Source organism: Klenkia soli (assembly GCF_900103975.1).
Taxonomy (GTDB): domain Bacteria; phylum Actinomycetota; class Actinomycetes; order Mycobacteriales; family Geodermatophilaceae; genus Klenkia; species Klenkia soli.
The window spans coordinates 96,894-122,133 of sequence record NZ_FNIR01000010.1; the positions used below are offsets into that span (position 1 = coordinate 96,894).

The following is a 25,240-nucleotide window of genomic DNA, read 5'->3' on the forward strand; positions in this document are numbered from 1 at the left end:
GCGGACTGTGCGTCGAGGTGCGTGGGTGCCGGTGGTCGCCGTGCTGGCCCTGGGGCTGGCCGGGTGCTCGGACCCCGGGACGCCGAGCAACACCCTGCCCACCGCCGCCACCACCTCGGCCGAACCCACCCTGGCACTCCTCGGCCCAGCCGATTTCCCGGTCCCCGCCGAAGCCCGCGAACAAACCGAAGCCGGCGCGTTGGCAATGGCCACTTACTACCTGGACCTCATTGATCTCGCTCGATCCTCGATGAACGGGGAGCCGTTTCTCGCCCTGAGCGATGGTTGCGAGACGTGCGATCAGTTAGCCGCCGGCTTTGACGCGGAACGCGCCGCAGGCAATCGGTACGACGGTGCGGACCTGATGATTTCTTCAGTTGGGCCGATAGTCCTCCGTGATCGAACCGCCGATTTGACTCTCACGATGTCGCAAGCCGCATCGACGCTCCTCGATGCCAGCGGTCAGGCGGTACCCGACCGATCGACCCCTGCTACGCGGCTGAGCGGCGGTCTAGTTCTCGAATGGGACAGCGTCAGGACAGTCTGGCTTGTGACACAACTAAATGCGGAGCAGTACTAGTGCGCCGCTTTGTCCCTGTTCTGTTCGTTGCGCTGCTCGGCGCACTTCTGCTTCCTCCGACAGTGGCAAGGGCATGCGGCCTGGTCGGTTGTGAAGCAGCCCCCGAAGTCAGTGCCGGAGATGGAGCGCTCTTCCCTTCGTACTACGAAGAGCGGCCGGGCGGCACTGACTTCGCCAGCAACGCCGGCGCGGCTGATGCGCCACCGCGTCCCTACGAGTGGCGGCTGCGGACCCAGTGCCAGGCCGACGATGCGGAGGTCGGCGGCTGCACCGGGAACCAACCCGTCTGCGCGGCTCCGCCTGACCGGATCGTCAACTACTACGTGGTCTCACGCCGGGCGCTGGTCACCGACGGTCCCGACGTCGGGGCGGTGGCCGGGAACTGGGCAGTCGTCGGCTCCCGCTGCGTCGACGTCACCGAGTTGAACCCGGCGCCGACGCCGGCGGAGGTGTTCGCCTACTTCCAGACGCTCCCGCTGCCGCAGCTCACCACCACCGTTCAGCCGCCCGGGGGCACCGTCCTCGTCGGGTTGCCGACGATCTTCTACACCGACGCGCCCACCGAGCAGGTGTTCACCGTCGACATCCGTGGCTTCGTCGTGGTCATCACGGCGGGGGCGCAGTCCTTCACCTGGCACACCGGCAACGGCGACGCCGTCGTCACCTCCGACGGTCCGGGCGCTCCCTACCCCGACGAGACGGTCACCTACGACTACACGTCGGGCACCTACTCGACCTACCTCACCGTCACCTGGGGCGGCACGTTCACCGTCGACGGCAGCGCACCGGTCGACATCGGGGGCACGACCACCACCGACGGCCCCACCGTCCAGCTCACCGCGGTGCAGGCGCACGCCGTCCTCACCAACCCCTACGACTGACCGGTCCTCCGGTACCGCAGGGCTTCCTCCGCACGACCATTCGTCCAGGAGGACGCCGGGTGATCGACGACGTCGACCCACGCACCGGGCGCGGGGTCACGGCGACGTCAGCTTGGCCAGCCGAGCGGCCAGCGCCGCGCGGCGGTCGGCGTTGCCGTGCAGGTCCACGTAGCGCTGCCCGAAGCCGGCCAGCAGCGCGTCGTCCAGCCGGCGCACGGCACCCGGCGGGTAGCGGTAGCCCATCCGGCCGGCGATCGCGGCGTCGTCGGCGGTGCGCAGCACCTCGCCCAGCTCCACCAGCGAGGTCACGCCGAGCTCCAGCAGCAGGCCGGAGATCCAGTCGTAGTGGTCCGGCCGCGACCAGCCCGCGTCGGCGTACTGGCCGGCCAGGAACGCGGCCAGCTCGCGCGGGGCGATCCGCGGGTCGTCGGGGTCCTCGTCGTCCGCGGCGGCCGCGGGCGAGGGGGTGCGCAGGCGTTCGCGGATGGCGGTGAACTCCTGGTCGGCGAGCTCGAGCAGCCCGGCGGCCAGGGTGAAGCGGCGGTCGAACTCCGAGGCGTGCTCGGCCGGCACGGTGCCCTTGTAGCGGATGTCGTGCTCGAACTCGGCCCACGCGTGCTGCAGCACCGTGCGCACCTGCACCTGCACCCGCCGGTCCACCAGCGCCGGCCACTCGCCGGCGCGGGCGGCGTCCAGCCCGATCTGCAGGTGCCGGCTGGAGTAGCCGAACCGGCCCTCGCGCGCGGTCTGCGAGCCCAGGTCGCGGTCGTCGTGCACCACCACCTGGTCGCCCAGCAGCTCGGCCACCGCGACGACGTCGCTCTGCACGTAGGTGATGACCCGCACGCCCACGGTGTCGCCGATCTCGGCCAGCGGGTCGGCGTAGAGCCGCACGCCGTCGACCTCCCGGGTCGCCTTCTCCGCGAACGAGGCCACCGTCTTCGCCCGCCCGGCCACCGACAGGTAGTTGATGCCGGCCTCGTCGAGCAGCCCGGTGACCAGCGCGAGCGCCTGCTCGGCCGCGGCCGCCGTCCCGGCGAACCCGTCGGCGTAGACCTGGATGGCCCGTTGGGCCGGGTCCGCCACCGCCGCCAGCGGTGGTCCGGGCTTGAGGTCCGGCGGCAGCGTCGGGGTGACGATGGCCCCCTCGGCCGCGTTGCCGTAGGTGGTCACCTCGTCGGGACGGCGGACGGCGACCCACGCCACGTACGCGCACACCACGGCGTCCACCTGGTCCTCGACCACCCGCAGCTCGCTCTTGCGGGTGGCGGTCTGCACGGCCGAGCGCAGCGCGACCCAGTCCGGGCCCAGGTCCAGCTCGGGCACGCCCTCGAGGTGGCCCATGAGCACCAGCAGCTCGGCGCGCAGCCCGTCAACCGTGCGGCCCGGCTTGTTCTTGTACTTCAGCGTCCGGCCCAGCCGGAACAGCGCCACCGTCGCCGCGTGCGGGTACACCTCGATGCCGCGCCGGTCGCGGCCCGACCGCGGGTCCAGGTCCAGCCGCAGGCGCTTGCCCAACCGGCCGCCGCGGGTGTCGCCGTCGGTGTACTCCGGCTTGCCCTGGTTGGTGGGGTGCGCCCCGGCCTGGAACTTCGCGAAGTCGGCGTTCAGCTCGCGCTCGGCCCGGCGGTTGCCCGTCTCGTTCGTGACCAGCAGCGGCGCGTCGATCGCGACGACGCAGGGCCCGGTGACGAAGGGCTCGAGCGCCGCCACGATCTCGTCGTCGGTGCGGACGGCGGACACGTGCACCAGCCGACCGCCCTCGTCGAGCACGGCGAGCCCCGTCGGGTTCTTGAGTCCCCAGGCCAGGTCGATCCCGATGCAGTGCACGGGCACAGCCTGCCCTGCCGGGCGTTCCGGTACCGGGTCACCCCGCAGGAGGAGGCGTGGTCAAGACCTCTCCGCCGGTGCCGAACACGTCTGTGTGCAGGAGTCCGCGCAGTCCAGGGCGGCCACACCACGGGTGATGGTCGAGACGCTGGCTGTCCTGTTCACGGCCGGCACCCTGGTCGGGATCCTCGTGGCGCTGGGTTCGGAGCTGAGCCCGACCCGGCGCCTGGTCGTCGGCGGGATCGTGGCGTCGACCTCCCTCGCGACCGTCGCGCTGGTCACGGTCGGACGACGGCTGCCCCGACGCGTGCTGGAGGGGCTGGTGGGCGGATCGGCGCTGCTCATCGCGCTGGCCATCGCCATCCCGCTCGAGCCGTCCTCGGCCGTGGCCCTGGCCTGCCTGCTGGCGTTCATCGTCGTGGACGCCTGCTACTTCTTCTCCCGGCCGGTCGCGGTCGGGCACGTGCTGGGCGGGTTCCTGGCGGTCGACGGGTCGCTGCTGCTGCGCGGCGACGTCCCCCTCCCCACCGTCCTCGCACTGGACACGATCATGGTTGCGCTGGCCGTGGTCACCTACCGGCTGGCCCGCCGCGCCTCGGGGGCGAGCTCGGACCCGCTGACCGGGCTGCCCAACCGCCGGGCCTTCGACGACGCCCTGCAGGACCTGGTGCGCGACGGCCGGACCTCGTCGGTCGCGCTGCTGGACCTCGACCACTTCAAGGAGATCAACGACACCGCCGGCCACGAGGCCGGCGACCGGGTCCTTCTCCGCGTGGCCGAGGTGCAGCTCCCCGCGGGGGCGCTGCTGGCGCGGCACGGCGGGGACGAGTTCGCGCTGCTGCTGCCCGGCCGGGCCGGCGAGGAGGCCGTCGCCACCGTGTGGCGGATGTGCGACCAGCTGGCCGGCGTGGGGCTGTCCTGCGGGGTGGCCGAGGTCCGCGCGGGGGAGTCCGCCGCCCAGCTCATGCGGCGGGCCGACGGCGCGCTGTACGCGGCCAAGGCCGCCGGGCGCGGTCGGGTCGAGTTCGCGGCGACGACGCCGTCCCGGGGCCGTCGGTGAACCGCACCCGCCGCGCACCGGAGGTCGCCACCCCGCGCGTGATGGCCGCGACGCTCTCGCTGTTCTACGTCCTCGGCGGCGTCAGCGGTCTGCTGGCCCTGCTGGGCAGTGCCCCGGACTGGCCGAGGCGCTGGGCCATCGCGGCGATCGGCTGCTCGGCGATCGGTGCCGGGGCGGCGATCCGGCGGTGGGGCGCCCGCTGCCCGCGGTGGGCCTTCCACCTGCCGGTCGCGGTGGCCAGCGTGCTCATCGCCCTCGCCGCCGCCCTGGGGCCCGACCCGGTCACCGCCCTGACGATCGGGGCGATCATCGCGTTCGTCGGGGTGGACGCGTTCTTCTTCTTCGCCCTGCACGAGGGCGTGGCCCAGCTGGGGTTCGCGGTCGGGTCGGTGACCCTGGCGCTGCTGCTGCGCGGTGACCTGCCGACCACCACGGTGCTCGCGGTGGACGTCGTCGTCGTCGCGGTCGGCATCGTCACCGGCCGGCTGGTCGCCCGGGCCTCGGTGGCCGGTGTCGACGGGCTGACCGGGCTGGCCAACCGGCGCGGGTTCGACGAGGCGCTGCAGGAGCTGGTGCGCCCGGGCGTCGTCCTCAGTGCTGCACTGCTGGACCTCGACCACTTCAAGCAGATCAACGACACCGGTGGGCACGCCGCGGGCGACGAGGTGCTCCGGCAGGTCGCGCAGGCCTGGCGGCGAGCCGTGCCGCCCGGTGCGGTGCTGGCCCGCCACGGCGGGGACGAGTTCGCGCTGCTGCTGCCGGGCTGGGCCGGTCCGGACGCGCTGGCCCTGGTCAGCCGCCTGCGCACCCTGCACCCGGGCGTCGGGATGTCCTGCGGGGTGGCCCAGTACCGGCTGCGGGACACCGGTGCCCAGCTGATGCGCCGGGCCGACCAGGCGCTCTACACCGCCAAGGCCGCCGGCCGCGGCCGGTCCGCGCTGGCCGACGACACCCGGCAGTCCGCAACGGGCTGAACCGGTCCTGCTCGGGCGTCGGTCACCAGGATCGTCATCCGGGCATGGCACCGTGTCCGCGTGCCACCCAGCCGACTCCGCGTCCCCAGCGTCAAGGACATCCCGGTGGCCCCGCCGCCGGGGCCCCAGGACGCCGTCGACCCCCGCAGCGCCGAGCACGCCCGGCTCGCGGAGTCCGCCGACCAGAACTCGCCCTGGCGCATGTGGGGCCCCTACCTCGCCGGCCGCCAGTGGGGCACCGTCCGCGAGGACTACTCCGCCGACGGCGACGCCTGGGCCGGGTTCCCCTTCGACCACGCGGTCGCCCGCGCCTACCGCTGGGGCGAGGACGGCCTGGGCGGTTTCTGCGACCGCTACGGGTTCCTCAACTTCTCCGTCGCCCTGTGGAACGGCCAGGACCCGATCCTGAAGGAGCGGCTGTTCGGGCTGACCAACGACGAGGGCAACCACGGCGAGGACGCCAAGGAGCACTGGTGGGCCGTCGACGGCACCCCCACCCACTCGTGGGTGCAGTGGCTCTACCGCTACCCGCAGGCCGAGTACCCCTACGCGAAGCTCCGCGAGGAGAACAAGAAGCGCTCGCGCATGGAGCGTGAGTACGAGCTCGCCGACACCGGTGTGCTCGACGAGGACCGCTTCTTCGACGTCCAGGTCACCTACGCCAAGGCCGGCCCGGACGACGTCTGCATCACCGTCAGCGCCACCAACCACGGGCCCGACCCCGCGCCGCTGCACCTGCTGCCGCAGGTCTGGTTCCGCAACACCTGGTCGTGGGGCGGGGACAAGCGTCAGGGGCACATCACCCAGCTGCTGGCCCCCACGCTGACGGCGTCCGGGCTGGAGGCCGTCGAGGCCGAGCACGGCTTCCTGGGCCGGTACTGGCTGGCCGCCGAGGGCTCGCCGAAGGTGCTCTGCTGCGACAACGAGACCGACAAGGTGACCCTGTTCGGCGCCTCGCGCAACGACAGCAAGTACCCCAAGGACGGCGTCAACCGTCGGGTCGTGCACGGCGACAAGGGCGCCATCAACCCCAGCGACTCGGGCACCAAGGCCGCGTTCTGGTACCAGTGGGATGCCGTCGCCCCCGGTGAGACCGTCACCGTCAAGCTGCGGCTGACCACCGACGAACCCTTCGACGGCATGTTCGACGAGGCCTTCGACTCGGTGCTGGCCACCCGCCGCGAGGAGGCCGACGCCTTCTACGCCACCGTCATCCACCCGGGCCTGTCCGCCGACGACCGGCACGTGGCCCGCCGCGCCTACGCCGGCCTGCTGTGGACCAAGCAGCTGTACCGCTTCGACGTCGCCCAGTGGCTCGACGGCGACCCCGACGTCCCCGCACCCGCCGACCGCGCGAAGAAGGGGCGGCGCAACACCACGTGGCGGCACGTCGCCCTGGCCGACGTCATCTCGATGCCCGACGAGTGGGAGTACCCCTGGTTCGCCGCCTGGGACACCGCCTTCCACACCATCCCCCTGGCGCACGTCGACCCCGACTTCGCCAAGGAGCAGCTCGTGCTCATGTGCCGCGAGTGGGCGATGCACCCCAACGGCCAGCTGCCGGCCTACGAGTGGGCCTTCGGCGACGTCAACCCGCCGGTGCACGCCTGGGCCGCCTGGCACGTCTACCGGATCGACGGCTACCGCGACCGCGAGTTCCTCGTGCGGGTGTTCACCAAGCTGCTGCTGAACTTCTCGTGGTGGGTCAACCGCAAGGACGCCGACGGCTCCAACGTGTTCGAGGGCGGCTTCCTCGGCATGGACAACATCGCGCTGTTCGACCGCTCCGCGCCGCTGCCCCCGGGCTACCGGCTGGAGCAGAGCGACGCGACCAGCTGGATGGCGTTCTACTGCCAGCAGATGTTCAAGATCGCCCTGGAGCTCTCGCGCTACGACAAGGCGTGGGACGGCACGGCCACCAAGTTCCTCGAGCACTTCCTCTCGATCGCCGAGGCCATGAACGCCTTCGGCTCCAACGAGGTGTCGCTGTGGGACGACGAGGACGGCTTCTTCTACGACGTCCTCGTCGCCCCCGACGGCGAGGGGCAGCCGCTGCGGGTGCGCTCGATGGTCGGGCTGCTGCCGATCCTGGGCGTCACCGAGGTGCCGCACTGGATCACCCACGAGGTCCCCGACGTCACCGAGCGGCTGCGCTGGCTGCAGCGCCGCCGGCCCGAGCTGGTGGCCCCGCTGCGCAGCCGGTCGGCGCCCGAGGGCCGCAAGATGCTGCTGTCGCTGGTGGACAAGGACCGGCTGCGCCGCATCCTCACCCGGATGTTCGACACCGACGAGTTCCTGTCGCCCTTCGGCATCCGTTCGCTGTCGAAGTCCACCGGTGAGGTCATCGCCAAGGTCGGCGGCCGCGACGCCCGCATCGAGTACGAGCCGGGGGAGTCGCGCACCGCGCTGTTCGGCGGCAACTCCAACTGGCGCGGGCCGGTGTGGTTCCCGGTCAACGTGCTGCTGGCCGACAAGCTGCGCACGCTGGGCCGCTTCTACGGCGACTCGTTCACCATCGAGCTGCCCACCGGCTCGGGCAACCACTGCACCCTCGTCGACGCCGCCGACCTCATCGACAACGGGCTGACCGCGCTGTTCCGCCCGGTCGACGGACGCCGACCCGCCGACGGCGACCGCATCGAGTCCTCGGACTCCCCGCTGTGGCGCGAGCACCCGACGTTCAGCGAGTTCTTCGACGGCGACACCGGCGAGGGCCTGGGCGCCACCCACCAGACCGGCTGGACGGCGCTGGTCGCCCACCTCCTCAACCCCCGGCTGCCCCCCGACCCCCGCTGGAGCTGAGCCGGCGGGGGTGGGGGTCGGGTCAGAGGTAGCCGCCGGGTTCGGCGTCGACCCGGCCGCGGGCGAGCTGGCGTTGCTCGCGGACGGCGTACAGCTCGGCCAGGGTCGTCGGCCGGGTGGGGGCGGTGGTGTCCGCACCCAGCCAGTCGGCCGCCTCGCCGGCGGACAGCGGGAGGAACTCGGTCTGCCCGAGGCAACGACCGGGGCGGGTGATGGCGGGGTGCAGGCGGCCGACGTCCTCGTTGGTGGTGAGCAGGACGACGACCTGCAGCCCGTGGCCGAGGATGCCGTCGCACAGGTTGAGCAGGCGCCCGAGCGACGCCCCGGCTCGCTGCTTGGCGTCGGCGTGCAGGTACTCGTCGCAGTCCTCCGCCACGATGAGCCGCCACGGGTGGTCGTCGCCGTCCTCGTCGCCGCCGTCCACGCCGGCGACCTCCAGCAGGTAGCCGGGATCGGCGAACAGCTTCTCGGGGTCGGCGACGTAGTGCGTCTCGCACCACGGCGACCAGGCACGGCTCAACGCCCGCACCGCCGTCGTCTTGCCCGTGCCCGGGACGCCGTGCCAGAGCACCAACCGGCCAGCCCGGGCCGCCAGGTCGGCGAGGTCCATGAGCGGGGCCAGCGAGGCGGCGGTCGCGCCCGCGTAGTTGTCCGCCACCTCGCCCCAGGACGGCGCCTCGACCGGGCGGGTGGACATCTCCGCGTAGTTGCCGCGGTGCGCCCACAACCGCATGCGCACCTGGTCACCGGGCTGCTCCCGGGCGGCCCGCACCGCCGCCTGCATCTCCGCCAGCAGGGCGGTCACCGCGGGCAGCTCCGAGCCCACGACCTGGATGGTCGTCAGCTGCCGGCGTGAGACCAGCTGCACCAGCGACCCGGCGACCTGGAGGACGACGGTGCGGCTGCCGTCGTCCAGCGAGTCCAGCAGCACGACCCCGTCCGCGGGGACGACGTCGGCCAGGTCGCCGACGACTCCGGGTTGTTCGCCGGTGCGGTGGAAGGGCCGTCCGCCGGCAGCCAGGGCGCGCAGCAGGTGGGCGTCGGCGAGCTGGCCCACCGTCCCGAGGTCGAGGCCCCCGGGCGAACTGGCGGACAGGGGAGCGGTGTCGGGCATCCCGTCATCCTGCGGCACGGCCTCCGGGGCCGGACGACGCCCGGTGACTGTGCAGTTGTCGGGGTCCGTGGGCGGTCGGCGGCCCCGGCAACTGCACGGTCGGGACGGTCAGCGGGTGTAGTGGCCGGCGGCGATGTCCTCGAGCAGGGTCGGGCCGGTCGGGGTCCAGCCCAGCAGCTCGCGGGTGCGGGTCGACGACGCCGGGCTGTCCAGGCCGAGCATGGGGGCCAGCCAGCCCAACGCCTCCCCGGCCTCGGCCGCCGGCACCGACCCGACCGGGACGCCGAGCTGCTCGCCCAGCGCTGCGGCGATGTCGCGGGTGGCCACGCCCTCCTCGGCCGCGGCGTGCAGCACCGTGCCCGCGGGTGCGGACTCCAGGGCCACCAGGAACAGCCGGGCGGCGTCGTCCCGGTGCACGGCCGGCCACCGCGCGGCGCCGTCGTCCACGTAGCGGGACGCGCCGCGCTCGCGGGCGGTGGCGGCAAGCGTCGAGATGAACGCCCCGGGCGGGTCGCCGGCACCGTGCACCGTCGGCGACAGCCGGACGACGACGCTGCGCACCCCGCGGTCGGCCAGGGCCAGCGTCGCCCGGGCGGTGTCCTGGCGGACGTTCACCAGCGCCGACCCGGCGTCCTCGGCGACCCGGCCGTCGTCCTCGGTGGCCAGCCGGCCGGGGGAGACGCCGAGCAGGCCCGAGGCGATCACCAGGGGCTTGTCGGTGCCGGCCAGCGCGTCGCCGAACGCGTCGACGACGGCCCGGTCGTCGGCGGCGGCCCGGCCCATCTCGCCGGAGAAGGCCAGGTCGTGCCGGAAGGCGAGGTGGACGACGCCGTCGGCGGCTGCGGCGGCGGCGCGCAACCCGTCGAGGTCGTCGAGGGAGCCGGTGAGGACGTCGGCGCCGGCCGCGGTGAGGGCCGCGGCGGAGGCGTCGGAGCGGGCCAGGCCGGTGACCCGGTGCCCGGCGGCGAGGAGCTGGGGGACCAGCGCGGAGCCGATCCAGCCCGACGCGCCGGTGACGAGGACGTGCATGGGAGGTACCTCCGGGGAGTGATGGCAGTGGCTGACATGGACGCTACACCGCCATGACAGTCGCTGTCATCGGTAGCCTGCAGCGCATGGGTCGCTGGGCACCGGACGCGCGCGGGCGCCTGCAGCAGGCCGCCATGGAGCTCTACACCGAGCGCGGCTACGACCGGACGACGACCGCCGACATCGCCGAGCGCGCCGGGCTGAGCGAGCGCACCTACTTCCGGCACTTCGCCGACAAGCGCGAGGTGCTCTTCGACAGCACCGGCCGGCTGGAGCAGCTGGTCGTCGCCGGGGTCCGCGACGCCCCTGCCGACGCGGCCCCGCTGACCGCCGTCGCCGCCGGGCTCGACGACGGTGCGCAGCTGCTCGACTCCTTCGGCGACGACGCCCGGGCGCGGGCCGCCGTGGTCGGCGGGCACCCCGAGCTCGCCGAGCGCGAGCTGGCGAAGCTGTCGGCGATGGCCCGGGCCGTGGGGGAGGTGCTGCGCGAGCGCGGTGTCCCCGACCCGGCGGCGGCGCTGACCGCCGAGGCGGGTGTGGCCGTGTTCCGCGTGGCCTTCGAGCAGTGGGCCGTCGCCCCCGGCCGGCCGCCGTTCCCCGCCGTGCTCACCGCCGCCCTGGCCGAGCTCCGCACCGCCGTCGCGGGCGGCTGACCCACCGGGCGCCCACGGGGTCAGCGCAGCGGGTCGGTGCTGCCGTTCGTGCAGGCCAGCCCGGCGACGTCCCAGCCGGCCCGGGTCGCGCCGGCGGTGTAGGCCGCCTCGTAGAACGCCAGGACGGCGGCCCGAGGGTCGGGCGCCGTCCGGGCGACGTCGTAGGGCAGCACTGCCAGGTGACTGCCGCCGCGGGCCAGCCAGGACGCGCCCCCGGGCAGCGGTTCGGTCTCCAGCCCCGCCGGCTCGGGCGCGGTGTAGGAGTAGAACGCCGGGTCGGGGTAGCTCGGGTCGCCGAACCAGAACCCGGAGCTGACCACCTCGCGGGAGTAGGCCTCGCGGGTGACCGGGTCGGCGTCGGGCTGGGGGACGACGCGGTCGGAGAAGCGGGTGAGCGCGATGTCGAAGGTGTGCCAGAAGTGGTGCACCGGGCTGGTCTTGCCGGAGAACCCGCCGGCGAACTCCTCCAGCACCAGGTTCACCTGGCTGAGCACCTGCCAGTAGCGGGTGACGGCCACCGGGTCCCACGAGGCGTGCTCGGTGTCGGCGGCGAAGGGCCGGGCGGCGTCGGGCAGGTCGAAGGGTCGGGCGTCGGTGATGTCGACGTCGATCCCGAGGTCGGCCAGGGCCCGCACCAGGTCGGCGTGCACCTGCGCGACCGACCGGCCCGGCAACGGCGTCGACACCCGTCGTCCCTCGACCGTGGTGACGTCCAGCCGGTGGTCGAGCAGGTCCAGGTCGATGGTGAACGTCGGGTCCAGGCCCATCGGCCGGGTGGTGATGCCGCGGCCGGTGACGTGGAAGGGCACGTTCCACCAGTGGTTGCGCCGCGGGCTGGCCAGCAGCCGCACCCGGCCGACCACCTGGGCGACCCGGTGCACGGTGGCCAGGGTGTCCGACCAGCCGGCGTAGGGGATCGGGGGGAACAGCTCCACGGGGGACCTCCAGGTCATCGGGCGCGGGGACACCCATCCTGTCGGGAACGCGCGGGGGCGCGGGTGGGTTGTCCGGTCGTGCCCACGTCCGACGTGCCCCTGCAGAAGCTCGGCTTCCTCACCATCGGCGTCTTCGACGGCGACGACCCGCGCCCCGGGATGGAGGCGCTGCTGACCCAGATCCAGCTCGGCGAGGAGCTCGGCTTCGACTCCGCCTGGCTGCGCCACCGGCACCTGCAGTTCGGCGTCTCGAGCCCGGTGGCGATCATGGCCGCGGCGTCGCAGCGCACCTCGCGCATCGAGCTGGGGACGGCGGTCACGCCGCTGGCGTGGGAGAACCCGCTGCGGCTGGCCGAGGACCTCGCCACCGTCGACCTGCTCTCGGGCGGGCGGATCAACCCCGGTGTGAGCGTCAGCCAGCCCATGCGGTGGGACGACGTCAAGCACGCCCTGTACCCGGACACCGTCGAGGACTTCACCTACGAGCGGGTCACCCGGTTCCTCCGCATGGTCGGCGGCGAGGCCGTGGCCACCGCCGGCACCCAGGGCATCGAGGTGTTCTCCGACCGGGTCCAGCCGCACAGCCCCGGCCTGCGCGACCGGGTCTGGTACGGCGCGGGCAGCTTCCGCTCGGCCGCGTGGGCGGCCGAGCAGCGGCTGAACCTGCTGACGTCCAGCGTGCTCACCGGCGCCGAGACCGCCGACTTCGCCGGGGTGCAGGGTGCCCAGATCGAGGCCTACCGCGAGGTGTTCCCCGAGGGCCGGGTGTCGCAGGGCCTGGTCGTGATCCCGACCGACACCGCGACCGCGGCGCAGCGCGAGAAGTACGCCGACTACGCCGCGGCCCGGTTGCCGCGCACCCGGCAGCCGCAGGGTCCGGGCAAGCTGCTCTTCGCCCCGGACATCGTGGGGACGTCGGAGCAGATCGCCGAGCAGCTGCACGCCCACGCCGGGTTCCAGCAGGTCACCGAGGTCGCCTTCGCGCTGCCGTTCAGCTTCGACCACGAGGACTACGTGCAGATCCTCACCGACATGGCCACGCACCTCGGCCCGGCGCTGGGCTGGTCACCCGCCCAGTGACGACCTGAGGACGGCGGCGAAGGCCGCGGGGTCGCCGCCCTGCTCCGGGGCGAACCCGGCGTGCCCGCCCGGGAAGCCGACCAGCGGCAGTCCCAACGCCTCGGCGACGGCGGTCGAGGTGCGGCCGGTGAGCGCCGCCCCGCTGTGCTCACCCAGGCCGATCGAGACCCGCCCCGCGGGCAGGGCTGCGCCGTCCACCCGGTACCCGGTGACCGTCTGCAGACCCAGCACCAGTCGGGTCATCGCGCGCTGGTCGCCCTCGGACGGCGGGGGCGGCGCCGGGGCGTCCGGGTCCGGGGCGAACCCCGCCTGGGCGGCGAACAGGCCCATCGCCGCGAACAGCCCCTGCTCTCGGTAGGCCTGCTGCACCGCGGCCCCGTTCGCCCGGTGGACCTCGGCGTCGGGCAGGTACTCCACGAGTGGTGGCTCGTGCGCCACCACCGTCCGGACCTGCTCCGGGTGGGCTGCAGCCAGCGCCAGCGCGGTGATCCCGCCGCCGCTGGAGCCGAACACGTCGGCCGGTCCGTCGGTGACGGCGGCGATCACCCGGGACAGGTCGTCGGCCAGGACGTCGGGGTCCGGTGGCTGGGTCGGGTCGGTCATCGTGCTGGCCCCGGTCCCGCGCGGGTCGTGCAGCACGACGGTGTGGTCGGCGGCGAGCTCGGCCGCCAGGGCCCGGAACCCGTCGGCGGGCATCGGGTGCCCGATCAGGGCGAGCACCGGGCCGGTGCCCAGCACCTCGTAGGACAACGTCGCGCCGGGGGCGTCCAGGGTGTGCGTCATGCCGGGGAGACTGCCCGGCCCCCGGGAACTCATCGGGGGAGGATCGCCCGGTGCCACGACTGAGCTCCGGGATCCTGCTGTTCCGCCGCGAACCCGAGCTGCAGGTGCTGCTGGGCCACATGGGCGGTCCGTTCTGGGCCCGCAAGGACGAGCACGCCTGGTCGATCCCCAAGGGCGAGCACGGTCCAGAGGAGGACGCGCTCACGGCCGCGCGCCGGGAGTTCGCCGAGGAGATCGGCTCCGCGTCGCCGGCCGAGCTCATCCCCCTGGGGGTCGTGAAGGGGTCCAAGACGCTCACCGTGTGGGCCGCCGAGGGTGACCTGGACGCCGACGCCGTCGTGAGCAACACCTTCGACCTGGAGTGGCCACCAAGGTCGGGTCGGGTGCAGCAGTTCCCCGAGGTCGACCGGGCCGGCTGGTTCGACCTGGCCACCGCCCGCACCAAGCTCGTGAAGGGCCAGCTGGCCTTCCTCGACCGGCTGGTCGACGCGCTCGCGTGACCTGAGCCCCCGCATCTCGTTGGTGTGTACGACAGTCACAGCCACGACACCGGAGTCGCCTGATGTCCCGTCGCCTCACCCTCGCCGTCCTCACCGCAGGTGCTCTCGCCGTCGGCGCCGCGCCGGCGCAGGCCGCACCCGAGGTCGCGGACCTGACCCCGGCCACCGCCGTCCCCGCGCCCACGACGGCGACCGACCCGTTCTACGACCCGCCCGCGGCGACGGGTGAGCCCGGCACGCTGCTGCGCAGCCGCCCGGCTGCCGTCCCGCTGGCCGGGGTGCTGCCGTTCACCGCCCAGACCGTGCTCTACACCTCGACCTCGGCCACCGGTGAGCCGCAGGTCGTGTCGGGCACGGTCTTCACGCCCACCCTGTCCGCCCAGGCGGGGACCGTGCTGACCATCGCGCCGGGCACCCAGGGGCTGGGTCCGCAGTGCGCCCCGAGCAAGCAGTTCGTCGCCGGCACCGAGTACGAGCTCGGCTCGGTGGCCGCCGGGCTGGCGCAGGGCTGGACCGTCGCCGTCACCGACTACGACGGCTACCTGAACGGTGGGTCGCCGACCTACACGACCGGGCCGGCCATGGCGCACGCCGTCCTCGACCTGGCCCGCGCGGTCTCGGCCGTGCCCGGCGCGCGCAGCACCGACGACTCCCCGGTTCTGCTGCAGGGCTACTCGCAGGGCGGCGGCGGCGCGGCCTGGGCCGCGTCGCTTGCCCCGGACTACGCCCCCGACCTTGCCGTCGAGGGCGCCGCGGTCGGCGGCGTGCCGGCCGACCTGGGCGCCCTCGCGCAGGGCCTGGACGGCGGCCCGGCCGCCTACTTCGGCCTCCTCGGCGTCATCGGTCTGGACGCCGCCTACCCCGACGCCATCCGGCTGGACGAGCGCCTGAACGCGCGCGGCCAGCAGGTCGTGGCCCAGCTGCGGGGCGAGTGCGTGGGCGGCGCAGGCACGCTGAGCACCGCCTTCACCTCGGTCGCGGACTACACCGCCGACGGGTCGACCCTGGAGCAGCTCCTCGCCGAGCCCGACATCGCCGCGGTGATCTCCGAGAACGACCTGGCCACCCGGCCGGTGCCGACCGTGCCGATCTACCAGTCGCACGCCGCGGCCGACGAGATCGTCGCGCTGGGCCAGGCGCAGGACCTCCACGCGACCTGGTGCGCCGCCGGGGCCACCACCCGGCTGGACCTGCTGCCCGCCGAGCACGTCACCGGCCAGGTCGAGAGCCTGCCGCTGTTCGGCGCCTGGCTCGGTGCGGTCTCCCGCGGACTCCCGGTGGTGCCCAGCTGCTGACCGGTCAGACCACGACGGACGTCAGCGACGACGGGGCGAAGAGCTCCTCGGGCTCGTACCGGCGGTCGGCGAGACCTTGCTCGTGGGAGTACCGGAGGAAGGTCTCCAGCGTGGCCCGGTTCCGCTCGAGGCCGTAGGGCCACCAGTCCTCGCCCAGCACCGCGCGGGTGCGCTCGGCCTCGGCCCACAGCCAGGGCAGGGCGTAGGGCAGGGCCGCGGTCTCCCCGATCCCGGACAGCCCGACCGCCTTGGCCTGCTCGCAGGCCTTGACCAGCTCGCGGGCCAGCCAGGGATGTTGCTCGTGCACGTCGCGCCGGACGACGAGCACGTGCATGGTCGGGAAGATGCCCGTGCGCGCGAAGTAGGCCGACTCGATGGCCGGGGCATCGCGGTAGAGCCGGCGGACACCGGCCCCCAGCGTCCCGGGATTGCGGGCGCTGTACACCGCGTCCAGCTCCCCGTCGGCGAGCATCCGGGACAACGTCTGCCCGGGCCCGATCGGGGTGATCTCGACGTCGGCGGGCAGGTCGAGGGCGACCTTCTCCACCCGGCCGGGCGCGTCCAACCCGCCGGTCCGGTACCGCACCGAGGTCACCGGCAGCCCGTGGTGCTCGGCGAGGATGCCGCGCACCCACACCGCGGCGGTGATCTGGTACTCCGGCACGCCCACCACGCCACCGACCAGCTCGGCGGGGTCGGTGACCGAGGACCCCTCGGGCACGTACACCGCGCTGTGCCGGAACGCCCGGGAGGGGAACACCGGGACGGCGAGGAAGGGCGCCCCGCGGGACAGCGTGAGCACGTAGGTCGACAGCGAGAGCTCGGCGACGTCGAACTCCCCGTGGGCGACCATGCGGTGGAACGTCTCCTCCACCGGCAGGTCCAGGCAGTTGAGCCGGGCGCCACCCACCTGCACCCGCCCGTCGAACAGCGGCTGGAAGCGGTCGTAGGCCTGCACGGCGAGGGTGAACGACGGACGGGTCACGAGAACCTCCGGAGGATCGCGGTGACGGTCGGGATGCCGACGAAGACGGCGAGGGGCACGAGCACGGCGCTGCTGACCAGGGACTGCAGGACGACCGGCAGGTGGGCGAGTGCGGGTGCCACCCACAGGCCGTAGACCACCGAGAACGGGAACAGGCCCGCCCACACCACCAACGCCGTGCGCCAGCGTGGCGGGGTCGGGCGCTGCGCCTGTGGCCGGCTCACCGCGCGGCCGGGGGGAGGAGACCCGGGGGCAGCCCGTACATCTGGTCCTGCACCACCTCGACCACGGCGGGCAGGTCCTGGTCGAGGGCGGCCTGGATGGCAGGGCCCACCTCGTCGTCGGTCGTCGCCCGGGCGCCGAAGGCCCCCAGCGACCGGGCGAACCCGGCGAAGTCGGGGTTGCCGTAGAAGACGCCCAGGTAGCGGCCGCCGTGCGCGGACCGCTGCCGGTCGCGGGTGTTGCCGTAGGCGTCGTTGTTGACGACCACATTCACCGTCGGGATCCGCTCCCGGACGGCGGTCTCCAGGTCCTGGGCCACCATCCAGAAGCTGCCGTCCCCGCTCACGGTGACCACGCGCAGGTCCGGGCGCGCCAGGGCCATGCCCAGCCCGGCGGGGAAGCCCCAGGCCATCGCCCCGCCGGCCGAGCCCGAGAAGCTACCGGGCCGGGGCAGCCGCAGGTAGCGGTGGCTCCACGGGCCGAAACTGGGCGCGTCCTGCACCAGGAGCGTCCCCTCGCGGTCGACGACGGCCTGCAGCGCCTGGACGACGGCGGTGCTGCTCACCTTGCCGGCCGGGTCGTCGCCGGCCAGGGCGGGGGAGTCCAGCGAGGTGGCCGCCAGGTATCGCTGCCGGAGTTCGGCGACCCGGTCCCGGCGTCCCACCGGGGGCTCGGGCAGCGCGTCGGCCAGTGCGGCGGCCGCCAGGCCGGCATCGGCGACCAGGCCGACCGCCGGCAGGTGGACCCGGCCGAGCTCCACCGGGTCGACGTCGACGTGCACGATCCGGGTGCCCGGCTGAACGAGGGTCCACCGCTTGGTGCTGAACTCCGAGAACCGGCAGCCCACGGCCAGCAGCACGTCGGCAGCGCGGACCACCTCCTCGGTGACGTCGTGCGCCCCGTAGCCCAGGGCGCCGAGGAACGCGGGGTCCTCGTGCGACACCGTGGACTGCCGCAGCCACGTCGTCACCAGCGGCGCCCCGAGCCGGTCGGCCAACCGGGTCAGCTCCGCGGAGCGACCGGCCCCGCCACCGCCGACGAGGAGGGCCGGACGCTCCGCCTCGCCGAGCACCCGCACGGCGGCGGCGACGGCGTCCGGCGCGGGACCCGGGGGGAAGGTCCGTACCCGGCGGGCGGGGACCACATCGGGCGGGACCTCGGCCTGCAGCACGTCCAGCGGCAGGGAGACCACGACCGGGCCGGGGCGGCCGGTGACCGCGGTCCGGATCGCGCGCTGCAGAAGCTCAGGGATGCGGTCGGCCCGGTGCACCTCGACGGCCCACTTGCTCATCGGGGTGAAGGTGGCCACGACGTCCATCTCCTCGAAGGACCGCCGCTCGGTGATGGACCCGGGGACCTGGCCGACCAGCAGGAGGAAGGGCACCGATTCGTCGTAGGCGTTGTGCACGGCGATGGCGGCGTTGGCCGCCCCGGGGCCGCGGGAGACCAGGGCCACGCCCAGCCCGCCGGCCCGCGAGACGCCGTCGGCGAGGAACCCGGCGACCTGCTCGTGCCGGGTGTGCACGAACCGGATGTCGGACTGGCGGGCCAGGGAGTCGATCAGGTCCATGACGGTGGTGCCGGGGACGCCGGCCACCAGGTCGACGCCCTCGGTGTGCAGGCACTCGACGACCAGGTCGCTTCCGGTGCGCGGGGGGTGCTGCTCGGGCACGGGACCTCCAGGGGTTGAGCTGTGACGGTTGACACGCTCCCGGGGACTATGCCAGAAAGGGACTCTGCACCGCAGAGAAATGCGGTCCGCACCTCCGTCACCGACGACGGGATCACCCTCCCCGTCATCCCGCCCGGCTGGGAGAACCGTGTCCATCCACGTCATAGGCATCGCCGCACTGGTCCTGGTCTTCGTGATCGGGACCCTGCGGCCGGTCAACATCGGCGCGCTCGCCCTCATCGCCACGTTCTTCATCGGGACCCTCGTGGCGAACGAGACCGTCGACGAGCTGCTCGCCGGGTTCCCGCCCGACCTGTTCGTGCTGCTGGTCGGGGTGACCTACCTGTTCGGGCTGGCGGCGGTCAACGGCACCCTGGAGTGGTTGGTCGACCGGGCCATCGGCCTGCTCGGCGACCGGCCGGCGCTGGTGCCGTGGTTGATCTTCGTGTTCTCCGCTATCCCCACCCTCGCCGGCGCACTGGGCCCGGCCGGGGTCGCCATGCTGGCCCCGCTGTGCCTGCGGCTGGGCGAGCGCTACGGCGTGGACCGGCGGATGGCCGCGCTGATGGTGATGCACGGGTCGTGCCTGGGGAACTTCTCCCCGCTCAACGGCCTGGCGATCATCGTCCGGCAGGTGGCCGAGGCCAACGGGCTGCGGGTCTCGGCCGCCGAGCTGTTCTTCGGCAACGCGGCCTACAACGTCGGCCTGGCCGTGGTGATCTACCTGATCTTCGGCGGCCGGACCCTGATCCGCGAGGGTCGGGACCGGGTCGCCTCGGCCGGTGACCTGCAGGCTCGCACGCAGCCGAGGGTCGAGGACCCGGTGGTCGCCGGCGTCGGCGCCGACGAGACCGCGGCCGGCGAGACCGCGACCGGCGGGACGCACACCACCACCCGCGCGCCGCACGTGGCCCCGGTGAAGACCGCGCTGCGGCTGGACCAGGTGATCACGTTGGTCGTCATCCTGGGTGTCGCGGTGGGCGCCCTGGTCTTCGACCTGGAGATCGGGTTCCTCGCCCTCATCGCGGCCGCCCTGCTGCACCTGATGTTCCCGTCCCGTTTCGAGCAGGCCGACCGACGGATCGTCTGGTCGGTGGTGCTGCTGATCTGCGGTGTCGTCACCTTCGTGGGCGCCCTGCAGCGCTACGGGACCATCGACGTGGTCGGCAACGGCATCGCCGGGTTGGGCAACCCGCTGCTGACGGCGTTCCTGCTCTGCCTCGTCGGCGCCATCACCTCGGCGTTCGCCTCCTCGGCCGGGCTGCTCGGCGTGCTGATCCCGCTGGCCGTGCCGTTCTTGGTCCAGGGCGAGGTCGGGGTGACGTCGATGGTGATCGCGCTGGCGATCTCGGCCACGGTCGTGGACTCCACGCCGTTCTCCTCGGTCGGCGCGCTGACGCTGGCGAACGCACCGGAGGCCGACCGGGGCCCGCTCTTCCGCACGATGCTCATCTGGGGCTTGGCCATGGTCGTCACCGCCCCGGTGATCACCTGGCTGATATTCATCCTGCCCAGCTCCTAGCGTTCTGCTAACAGGAATCAGTTACTGGACAGCAGAGCACCTGGGGTGTTTGCTCCAGTGGTCCCCATCACATCTCCACTGCCCCTCGACCACCTGGGCGCGGTGCACCCGGACGCGCCCAGGAGGCGACATGGCCTACGTGATCGGCATCGACATCGGCGGCACCTTCACCGATGCCTTCGTTGCGGACGAGGGAGGACGGGTGGCGGGCGTCAAGACGCCGTCCACGCCGCCTGACTTCGCGCGCGGGTTCCTGACCGTTCTCGACGAGCTGTCCGCCGAGCTCGGCGTGGCGACCGGTGCGCTGCTCGCCGACACCCACTACATCGTCCACGGCACGACCTCGACGCTGAACGCGCTGGTCACCGGGGACGTCGCGACGGTCGGTTTCCTGACCACCCGCGGTCACGGCGACTCCATCGCGATCATGAACCTGGAGGGCCGCTACGCCGGGCTGGGCTCGGACCAGGTGCAGGACATGGTCCGCACCGACAAGCCGCGGCCGCTCGTGCCCCCGCAGCTGATCCGGGAGATCGACGAGCGGATCGACCACAAGGGTTCCGTGGTCGTCGAGCTGGACGAGCAGGGCACCCGCACCGCGGTCCGGGAACTCGTCGCCGCCGGTGCCGAGGCCATCGCGGTCAGCCTGCTGTGGAGCTTCCGCAACCCGGCACACGAGCAGCGCGTCGGGGAGATCGTGGCCGAGGAGGTCCCGGGCCTGTACGTGGCGCTGTCCAGCGACGTCAGCCCGCGCATCCGGGAGTACGCCCGCAGCGCCACCACGATCATGAACACCCAGGTCGGGCCGAGGTTGCGGGACTACCTGCGCCCGCTGGAGGTCGAGCTCCGCAGGCGCGGGTTCAGCGGCTCTCTCCTGGTGATGCAGGGCTCGGGCGGCTGCGTCGATTCCGCTGACGCGCCGTCCCGGGCCATCACCACCATCGGCTCGGTGCTCACCGGTGGGGTCGTGGGCTGCACCCGGCTCGCCGACGAGCTCGGGCACCGCAACGTGATCTCCACCGACATGGGCGGGACGACGTTCCTGGCCGGCCTGGTCGTCGACGGCGAGGCGGTCTCCACCACGAGCACGGTGCTGAACCAGTACCAGGTCAACGTGCCGATGGTCGACGTGCACACCATCGGTGCCGGCGGGGGTGCGATCGCCTGGGTCGACGCCGGCGGCAACCTGCACGTCGGACCGCGCAGCGCCGGGGCCCGCCCCGGGCCGGCCTGCTACGGCGAGGGCGGCACGGAGCCGACGGTGACCGACGTCGACCTCCTGCTGGGGATCGTCAACCCGGACAACTTCCTCGGCGGTCGCAAGCAGCTCTCCGTCGAGCTGGCCGCCGAGGCCGTCCGGGCGAAGATCGCCGAACCGCTCGGCCTGACCGTGGACGAGGCGTGCGCAGCGATCTACGCGATCCAGAACGCCCAGACCGCCGACCTGGTCCGCAAGGTCGTCGTGACGTCGGGGCAGGACCCCCGCGACTTCGTCCTCTACGCGTTCGGCGGGGCCGGACCCATGCACTGCGCCAGCTACGCCGCCGACCTGGAGATCGGCGAGGTCGTCGTCCCCCTCGGGCCGACCGCCGCGGTGTTCTCCGCCTACGGGCTCGCGGCCTCGGACATCGTGCTGACCGCCGAGCTGTCGTCCCCGACGAACTTCCCGCCCGACCCGGCCGAGTTCAACGGTGCCTTCCAGCAGCTGCGCTCGGAGCTGGACGGGCGGCTCGCCGCCCAGCAGCTCCGGTTCGCCGACGTGGAATACCGGTCCGAGGCCGACCTGCGCTACACGATGCAGCTCGCCGAGGTGGCGACGCCGGTCCCGGTCGGCGACCTCGACGAGGCCGGCCTGGCCGGCGTCGGCGCGGCCTTCAGCGACCGGTACGAGCAGCTCTACGGCAAGGGCTCCGGCTTCGCCGAGGCCGGCCTGCAGCTGATCACCTACCGGACCCGGGCGGTCGGCGTGCTGCCGATCCGTCCCCGGCTCACCCCGGTCGGCCCGGCGGACGGCGACGCCCGTCCGGTCACCAGCCGCCGGGTGTTCCTCGACGCCCGACGCGGCTGGCAGGACGCCGACATCTACGACTACCGGCACCTCGCCGAGGGCCACGAGATCAAGGGCCCCGCCGTCGTGGAGGCCCCCACCACCACCGTCGCCCTGCCCGAGGGCTGCGTCGGCCGGGTCGACCGGCTCGGCAACCTCGTCATCCGCTACACCCAGGCCTGAGAGGACAGCTGACGTGCCCGTCATCCCCGTCGCCGGTTCCGAGAAGTTCGCCAACCTCCCCACCACCCCGGAGGAGACCCGCCGCATCGTCGGGGACTCCGTCCGGCTGCACGACGTCGACAGGTCGGTGGTCGACGCCCTCGACCCGCTGACCTACGAGGTCGTCCGGCACCGCCTCACCTCGATCACCGAGGAGATGGGGGAGGCCCTCAAGCGCATGTCGGGGTCGGTCGTGGTGACCGACTGCAACGACTTCGACGCCGCGATCATGGACGAGGTCGGTGACGTCGTCCAGGTCGGTCTGTACAACACCGAGCTGGCCGCGTCGCTGGACATGGCTGCCAACTGGACGCTCCGCAACCGGTGTGCCCGGCCGGGCATCGCCCCCGGAGACATGTTCCTGTGCAACGACCCATGGGTCGGCGGCGGGCTGCACCAGAACGACACGAGCCTGTTCGCGCCGCTGTTCGTGGACGGCGAGCTCTTCTGCTGGACCGGCGCCGTCGCCCACCAGGTCGACCTCGGGGGCGTCTCGCCCGGCAGCTGGTCGGTGGGGGCGACCGACGTCTTCTGGGAATCCCTCCCGACGCCACCGGTCAAGATCGTGGAGGGCGGGGAGATCCGCCAGGACATCGAGGACGTCTGGCTGCGTCGCTCCCGGGTGCCCAAGCTCGTCGCGCTGGATCTGCGGGCCAAGATCGGCGCCAACAACGTCGCGCACGAGCGGCTGCGGGCGCTGTGCGACAAGTACGGCGCGGACGTCGTCAAGGCCGTGATGCGCCGGACCATGGACGACGCCGAGCAGCGACTACGGGCCAAGCTCCGGGAGATCCCGGACGGCTCGTGGAGCTCCGTGGCCCACCAGGACTCCGCGCGCTCCGGCGACCGCGGCATCTACCGGATCGTGCTGACGCTGACCAAGACCGACGACCGGCTCGTCTTCGACTTCACCGGCACCGACCCGCAGGTGGACGGGTTGATCAACTGCACGTTCGCCGGGTTGCGCGGGGGCATCATGCCCGTGCTGCTGACCATGGTGTGCGGGGACATCCCGTGGGCCTGCGGCGGCATCTACCGGTGCATCGAGATCATCAGCGAGCCCGGGACGATCAACAACTGCACCTTCCCGGCCGGCATCGGCAAGGCGTCGGTCGCCTCGGGGTGGGCCACCACCAACGTCGCGACCGAGTGCCTCGCGGGCATGCTCGACACCCACCCCGAGCACCGCAAGCGCCTGATGAGCGTCTGCTGCGGCACCTGGGACTTCGCGCTGCTCGCCGGGGTCGACCAGCGCGGCGGTGGCTTCGTGACCATGCTCTGCGACTCCATGGCCGGCGGCCTGGGTGCCCGGTCGGACTCCGACGGGGTCGACACCGGCGGGTTGGCCTGCATCCCCATGGGCCGGGTCGCCGACGTCGAGATGAACGAGTTCGCCTTCCCGATGCTCTACCTCTGGCGCCGGGAGGAGCCCGACTCGGGCGGACCGGGCCGGTTCCGCGGCGGGGTCGGTGCCTCCAGCTGCTTCATCCCGTACGACAGCCCGCTCGGCGGGGTGCATCTGGTGGTCTCGGCCCCGGGCAAGGCACTCCCGCTGGCCGGCGGGCTCTCCGGCGGGCTGCCGGCCGGGACCCAGCACGACGTCCTGGTGCGCAACACCGACGTGCACGCGCGGTTCGCCGCCGGGCGCATCCCGGCATCCCTGGACGAGCTCGCCGGGACCACCGACCTGGTGCCCACCCACCACGAGACCGACCTCGGCGCCGCCGACGTCTACTACACGCACTGGCAGGGCGGGGGTGGCTACGGCGACCCTCTGCGCCGCGACCCGGCCGCGGTGGCCGCGGACGTGGCCGCCCACAAGGTGTCCCCGGCCGGGGCCGGCGACGTGTACGGGGTCGTCGTCGACGACCGGGGCGCCGTCGACGAGGACGCCACCACGACCCGCCGTGCGGCGCTGCGGCGCAGCCGGGCGGGGCTCGGGGCCGAGGAGGTCCCGGCATGACCGTCCACATCGACGAGAACCTGGTCCAGGACGACGCCGGAGCGGTGAACTGCCGGCACTGCGACGCCGCGCTCGGGGTGGCGCAGCAGCCGCTGCGCGACGCCCGCGTCCGCGAGTCCGACCCGCGGACCGCCGGACCGTCCGTCCGGGCCGACTCCGGGCACTTCGCCGACCGCCCCGTCGTCCTGCGGCAGACCTTCTGCCCCGGGTGCCTGACGCTTCTGCAGTCGGAGATCGTGCCCGGCGACGAGCCGTCGGGCCGCACCCGCTCGGTGGTGGCCCGGTGACGGGCCCACTGGTGGGCCGGGTCGTCCTCGTCACCGGGGGCGCGCAGGGCCTGGGTCGGGCTTACGCCCAGCGCATCGTCGCCGACGGGGGGACGGTCGTGGTGGCCGACCTCGACGCGGAGAAGGGCGCTGCGGTCGTCGCCGACCTGGTGGGCGCCGGGGGTGCGGCGACCTTCGTGCCGCTCGACGTCGGCGACCCGGCGGCGGTGACCTCCTTCGCCGAGACCGTGGCGTCGCAGTTCGGCGCGGTCCACGGGTTGGTGAACAACGCAGCGATCTTCTCCACGATCACGATGCGGCCGTTCTGGGAGATCCCGACCGAGGAGTGGGACCGGCTCATGGCGGTGAACCTGCGCGGTCCCTGGTTGGTCACCAGCGCGCTGCTGCCCGTCCTGCGGGAGGGCGCCCGGACCGGCCACGGCGCGAGCATCGTCAACGTGGGCTCCGACGCGGTCTGGCTGGGCCGGCCGGGATACCTGCACTACATCGCCAGCAAGGGCGGGGTGGCGGGCATGACCCACGCGATGGCGCACGAGCTGGGCGGCGACTCGATCAGGGTCAACTCCCTGTCGCCGGGCCCCACCTACACGGAGGTGCCGCGCACCACCGTCTCCCCGGAGCAGCGGACCGCGATGCAGGCGGCGCAGGCGCTGCACCGGGATGCCGAACCCGCGGACATGGTCGGCGTGGTCGCCTTCCTGCTCTCCGACGACAGCCGGTGGGTCACCGGCCAGACGGTGAGCGTCAACGGCGGCGTCCTGCACCGCTGACCCCGTACCCGCGCCCGACGACGGAGGAGACCTC

At 73.3% G+C, this 25,240-nt stretch carries 22 protein-coding genes; 14 read left to right on the forward strand and 8 right to left on the reverse strand.

Annotated features, from left to right (window positions below; translation table 11 throughout):
• Positions 1-31: 31 nt before the first annotated feature.
• Positions 32-580: a hypothetical protein gene (locus tag BLS67_RS16030; protein ID WP_131801760.1), complete on the forward strand. Its 549-nt coding sequence runs from the start codon at positions 32-34 to the stop codon at positions 578-580.
• Between the two features lie 323 nt (positions 581-903).
• Positions 904-1,461, forward strand: a complete 558-nt coding sequence (locus BLS67_RS16035) for a hypothetical protein (RefSeq protein WP_091247019.1) — start codon at positions 904-906, stop codon at positions 1,459-1,461.
• Between the two features lie 96 nt (positions 1,462-1,557).
• On the opposite strand, the gene BLS67_RS16040 is transcribed toward BLS67_RS16035, so the two are convergent.
• Positions 1,558-3,291, reverse strand: a complete 1,734-nt coding sequence (locus BLS67_RS16040) for a DUF429 domain-containing protein (protein WP_091247021.1) — start codon at positions 3,289-3,291, stop codon at positions 1,558-1,560.
• Between the two features lie 136 nt (positions 3,292-3,427).
• On the opposite strand from BLS67_RS16040, the gene BLS67_RS16045 reads away from it, so the two are divergent.
• From BLS67_RS16045 to BLS67_RS16055, 3 genes are read left to right on the forward strand one after another with little or no spacing between them, the layout of a single operon-like run.
• Positions 3,428-4,351 (forward strand): GGDEF domain-containing protein, encoded by a 924-nt coding sequence (locus BLS67_RS16045; protein WP_207500652.1) that lies wholly within the window; start codon positions 3,428-3,430, stop codon positions 4,349-4,351.
• The gene (locus BLS67_RS16050; RefSeq protein ID WP_091247024.1) at positions 4,348-5,325 is read left to right on the forward strand and encodes a GGDEF domain-containing protein; all 978 of its coding nucleotides are present in this window, start codon (positions 4,348-4,350) and stop codon (positions 5,323-5,325) included. The genes BLS67_RS16045 and BLS67_RS16050 overlap by 4 nt, the downstream gene beginning before the upstream one ends.
• A gap of 60 nt (positions 5,326-5,385) precedes the next feature.
• Positions 5,386-8,127, forward strand: a complete 2,742-nt coding sequence (locus BLS67_RS16055) for an MGH1-like glycoside hydrolase domain-containing protein (protein WP_242654131.1) — start codon at positions 5,386-5,388, stop codon at positions 8,125-8,127.
• Positions 8,128-8,149: 22 nt separating this feature from the next.
• Here the strand turns inward: BLS67_RS16055 and BLS67_RS16060 are convergent, their stop codons facing one another.
• Together BLS67_RS16060 and BLS67_RS16065 are read right to left on the reverse strand one after the other, a co-directional pair.
• The gene (locus tag BLS67_RS16060) at positions 8,150-9,241 is read right to left on the reverse strand and encodes a DUF5925 domain-containing protein (protein ID WP_091247027.1); all 1,092 of its coding nucleotides are present in this window, start codon (positions 9,239-9,241) and stop codon (positions 8,150-8,152) included.
• Positions 9,242-9,349: 108 nt separating this feature from the next.
• Positions 9,350-10,270: an SDR family oxidoreductase gene (locus BLS67_RS16065; RefSeq protein WP_091247030.1), complete on the reverse strand. Its 921-nt coding sequence runs from the start codon at positions 10,268-10,270 to the stop codon at positions 9,350-9,352.
• An 86-nt stretch (positions 10,271-10,356) separates the two neighbouring features.
• On the opposite strand from BLS67_RS16065, the gene BLS67_RS16070 reads away from it, so the two are divergent.
• The gene (locus BLS67_RS16070; RefSeq protein ID WP_091247032.1) at positions 10,357-10,923 is read left to right on the forward strand and encodes a TetR/AcrR family transcriptional regulator; all 567 of its coding nucleotides are present in this window, start codon (positions 10,357-10,359) and stop codon (positions 10,921-10,923) included.
• 20 nt (positions 10,924-10,943) lie between these two features.
• Here BLS67_RS16070 and BLS67_RS16075 read toward each other — a convergent pair whose 3' ends face one another.
• Positions 10,944-11,858 (reverse strand): DUF5996 family protein, encoded by a 915-nt coding sequence (locus BLS67_RS16075; protein ID WP_091247034.1) that lies wholly within the window; start codon positions 11,856-11,858, stop codon positions 10,944-10,946.
• 78 nt (positions 11,859-11,936) lie between these two features.
• Here BLS67_RS16075 and BLS67_RS16080 point away from each other — a divergent pair, with 78 nt between their 5' ends.
• Positions 11,937-12,938, forward strand: a complete 1,002-nt coding sequence (locus BLS67_RS16080) for an LLM class flavin-dependent oxidoreductase (protein WP_091247036.1) — start codon at positions 11,937-11,939, stop codon at positions 12,936-12,938.
• Here BLS67_RS16080 and BLS67_RS16085 read toward each other — a convergent pair.
• Positions 12,924-13,721 carry an alpha/beta fold hydrolase gene (locus BLS67_RS16085; protein WP_207500653.1) on the reverse strand — a complete coding sequence of 266 codons (798 nt, stop codon included), beginning with the start codon at positions 13,719-13,721 and terminating at the stop codon, positions 12,924-12,926. The two genes, BLS67_RS16080 and BLS67_RS16085, sit on opposite strands and share 15 nt — an antisense overlap.
• Before the next feature lie 50 nt (positions 13,722-13,771).
• Between BLS67_RS16085 and BLS67_RS16090 the strand changes: the two genes are divergently transcribed.
• Entirely contained in the window at positions 13,772-14,221 is a 450-nt protein-coding gene (locus tag BLS67_RS16090; RefSeq protein ID WP_091247040.1) for an NUDIX hydrolase, read from the forward strand.
• A gap of 62 nt (positions 14,222-14,283) precedes the next feature.
• Positions 14,284-15,516, forward strand: coding sequence for a lipase family protein (locus BLS67_RS16095; protein ID WP_091247042.1), 1,233 nt, complete (start codon positions 14,284-14,286; stop codon positions 15,514-15,516).
• 4 nt (positions 15,517-15,520) lie between these two features.
• Here BLS67_RS16095 and BLS67_RS16100 read toward each other — a convergent pair whose 3' ends face one another.
• Genes BLS67_RS16100 through BLS67_RS16105 form a run of 3 tightly spaced genes read right to left on the reverse strand, consistent with a single transcriptional unit; the run spans position 15,521 to position 18,395 of the window.
• Positions 15,521-16,501: a substrate-binding domain-containing protein gene (locus BLS67_RS16100; protein WP_091247045.1), complete on the reverse strand. Its 981-nt coding sequence runs from the start codon at positions 16,499-16,501 to the stop codon at positions 15,521-15,523.
• Positions 16,498-16,725: a putative antibiotic biosynthesis monooxygenase gene (locus BLS67_RS23505; RefSeq protein WP_131801761.1), complete on the reverse strand. Its 228-nt coding sequence runs from the start codon at positions 16,723-16,725 to the stop codon at positions 16,498-16,500. The genes BLS67_RS16100 and BLS67_RS23505 overlap by 4 nt, the downstream gene beginning before the upstream one ends.
• Positions 16,722-18,395 carry a thiamine pyrophosphate-binding protein gene (locus BLS67_RS16105; protein WP_165617624.1) on the reverse strand — a complete coding sequence of 558 codons (1,674 nt, stop codon included), beginning with the start codon at positions 18,393-18,395 and terminating at the stop codon, positions 16,722-16,724. Before BLS67_RS16105 ends, BLS67_RS23505 begins: the two co-directional genes overlap by 4 nt.
• A 148-nt stretch (positions 18,396-18,543) precedes the next feature.
• On the opposite strand from BLS67_RS16105, the gene BLS67_RS16110 reads away from it, so the two are divergent.
• The 5 genes from BLS67_RS16110 to BLS67_RS16125 all read left to right on the forward strand — a co-directional run bounded on the left by BLS67_RS16110 (position 18,544) and on the right by BLS67_RS16125 (position 25,206).
• Positions 18,544-19,917 (forward strand): SLC13 family permease, encoded by a 1,374-nt coding sequence (locus BLS67_RS16110; protein ID WP_091247049.1) that lies wholly within the window; start codon positions 18,544-18,546, stop codon positions 19,915-19,917.
• A gap of 130 nt (positions 19,918-20,047) precedes the next feature.
• A complete protein-coding gene (locus BLS67_RS16115) occupies positions 20,048-22,147 on the forward strand; it encodes a hydantoinase/oxoprolinase family protein (protein WP_091247051.1) in 2,100 nt (699 codons plus the stop codon).
• Positions 22,148-22,160: 13 nt separating this feature from the next.
• Positions 22,161-24,149: a hydantoinase B/oxoprolinase family protein gene (locus tag BLS67_RS16120; protein ID WP_207500654.1), complete on the forward strand. Its 1,989-nt coding sequence runs from the start codon at positions 22,161-22,163 to the stop codon at positions 24,147-24,149.
• A complete protein-coding gene (locus tag BLS67_RS24155; RefSeq protein WP_207500656.1) occupies positions 24,146-24,436 on the forward strand; it encodes a hypothetical protein in 291 nt (96 codons plus the stop codon). The genes BLS67_RS16120 and BLS67_RS24155 overlap by 4 nt, the downstream gene beginning before the upstream one ends.
• Entirely contained in the window at positions 24,433-25,206 is a 774-nt protein-coding gene (locus tag BLS67_RS16125; RefSeq protein ID WP_091247053.1) for an SDR family NAD(P)-dependent oxidoreductase, read from the forward strand. The genes BLS67_RS24155 and BLS67_RS16125 overlap by 4 nt, the downstream gene beginning before the upstream one ends.
• Positions 25,207-25,240 lie beyond the last annotated feature (34 nt).

What these genes read in the sequence shown, in the direction of transcription:
- BLS67_RS16045 (WP_207500652.1), top strand. Translation starts at nt 3,428, where the DNA reads ATGGTCGAGACGCTGGCTGTCCTGTTCACGGCCGGCACCCTGGTCGGG.
- BLS67_RS16060 (WP_091247027.1), bottom strand. Translation starts at nt 9,241, where the DNA reads ATGCCCGACACCGCTCCCCTGTCCGCCAGTTCGCCCGGGGGCCTCGAC.
- BLS67_RS16065 (WP_091247030.1), bottom strand. Translation starts at nt 10,270, where the DNA reads ATGCACGTCCTCGTCACCGGCGCGTCGGGCTGGATCGGCTCCGCGCTG.
- BLS67_RS16070 (WP_091247032.1), top strand. Translation starts at nt 10,357, where the DNA reads ATGGGTCGCTGGGCACCGGACGCGCGCGGGCGCCTGCAGCAGGCCGCC.
- BLS67_RS16085 (WP_207500653.1), bottom strand. Translation starts at nt 13,721, where the DNA reads ATGACGCACACCCTGGACGCCCCCGGCGCGACGTTGTCCTACGAGGTG.
- BLS67_RS16095 (WP_091247042.1), top strand. Translation starts at nt 14,284, where the DNA reads ATGTCCCGTCGCCTCACCCTCGCCGTCCTCACCGCAGGTGCTCTCGCC.
- BLS67_RS16115 (WP_091247051.1), top strand. Translation starts at nt 20,048, where the DNA reads ATGGCCTACGTGATCGGCATCGACATCGGCGGCACCTTCACCGATGCC.
- BLS67_RS24155 (WP_207500656.1), top strand. Translation starts at nt 24,146, where the DNA reads ATGACCGTCCACATCGACGAGAACCTGGTCCAGGACGACGCCGGAGCG.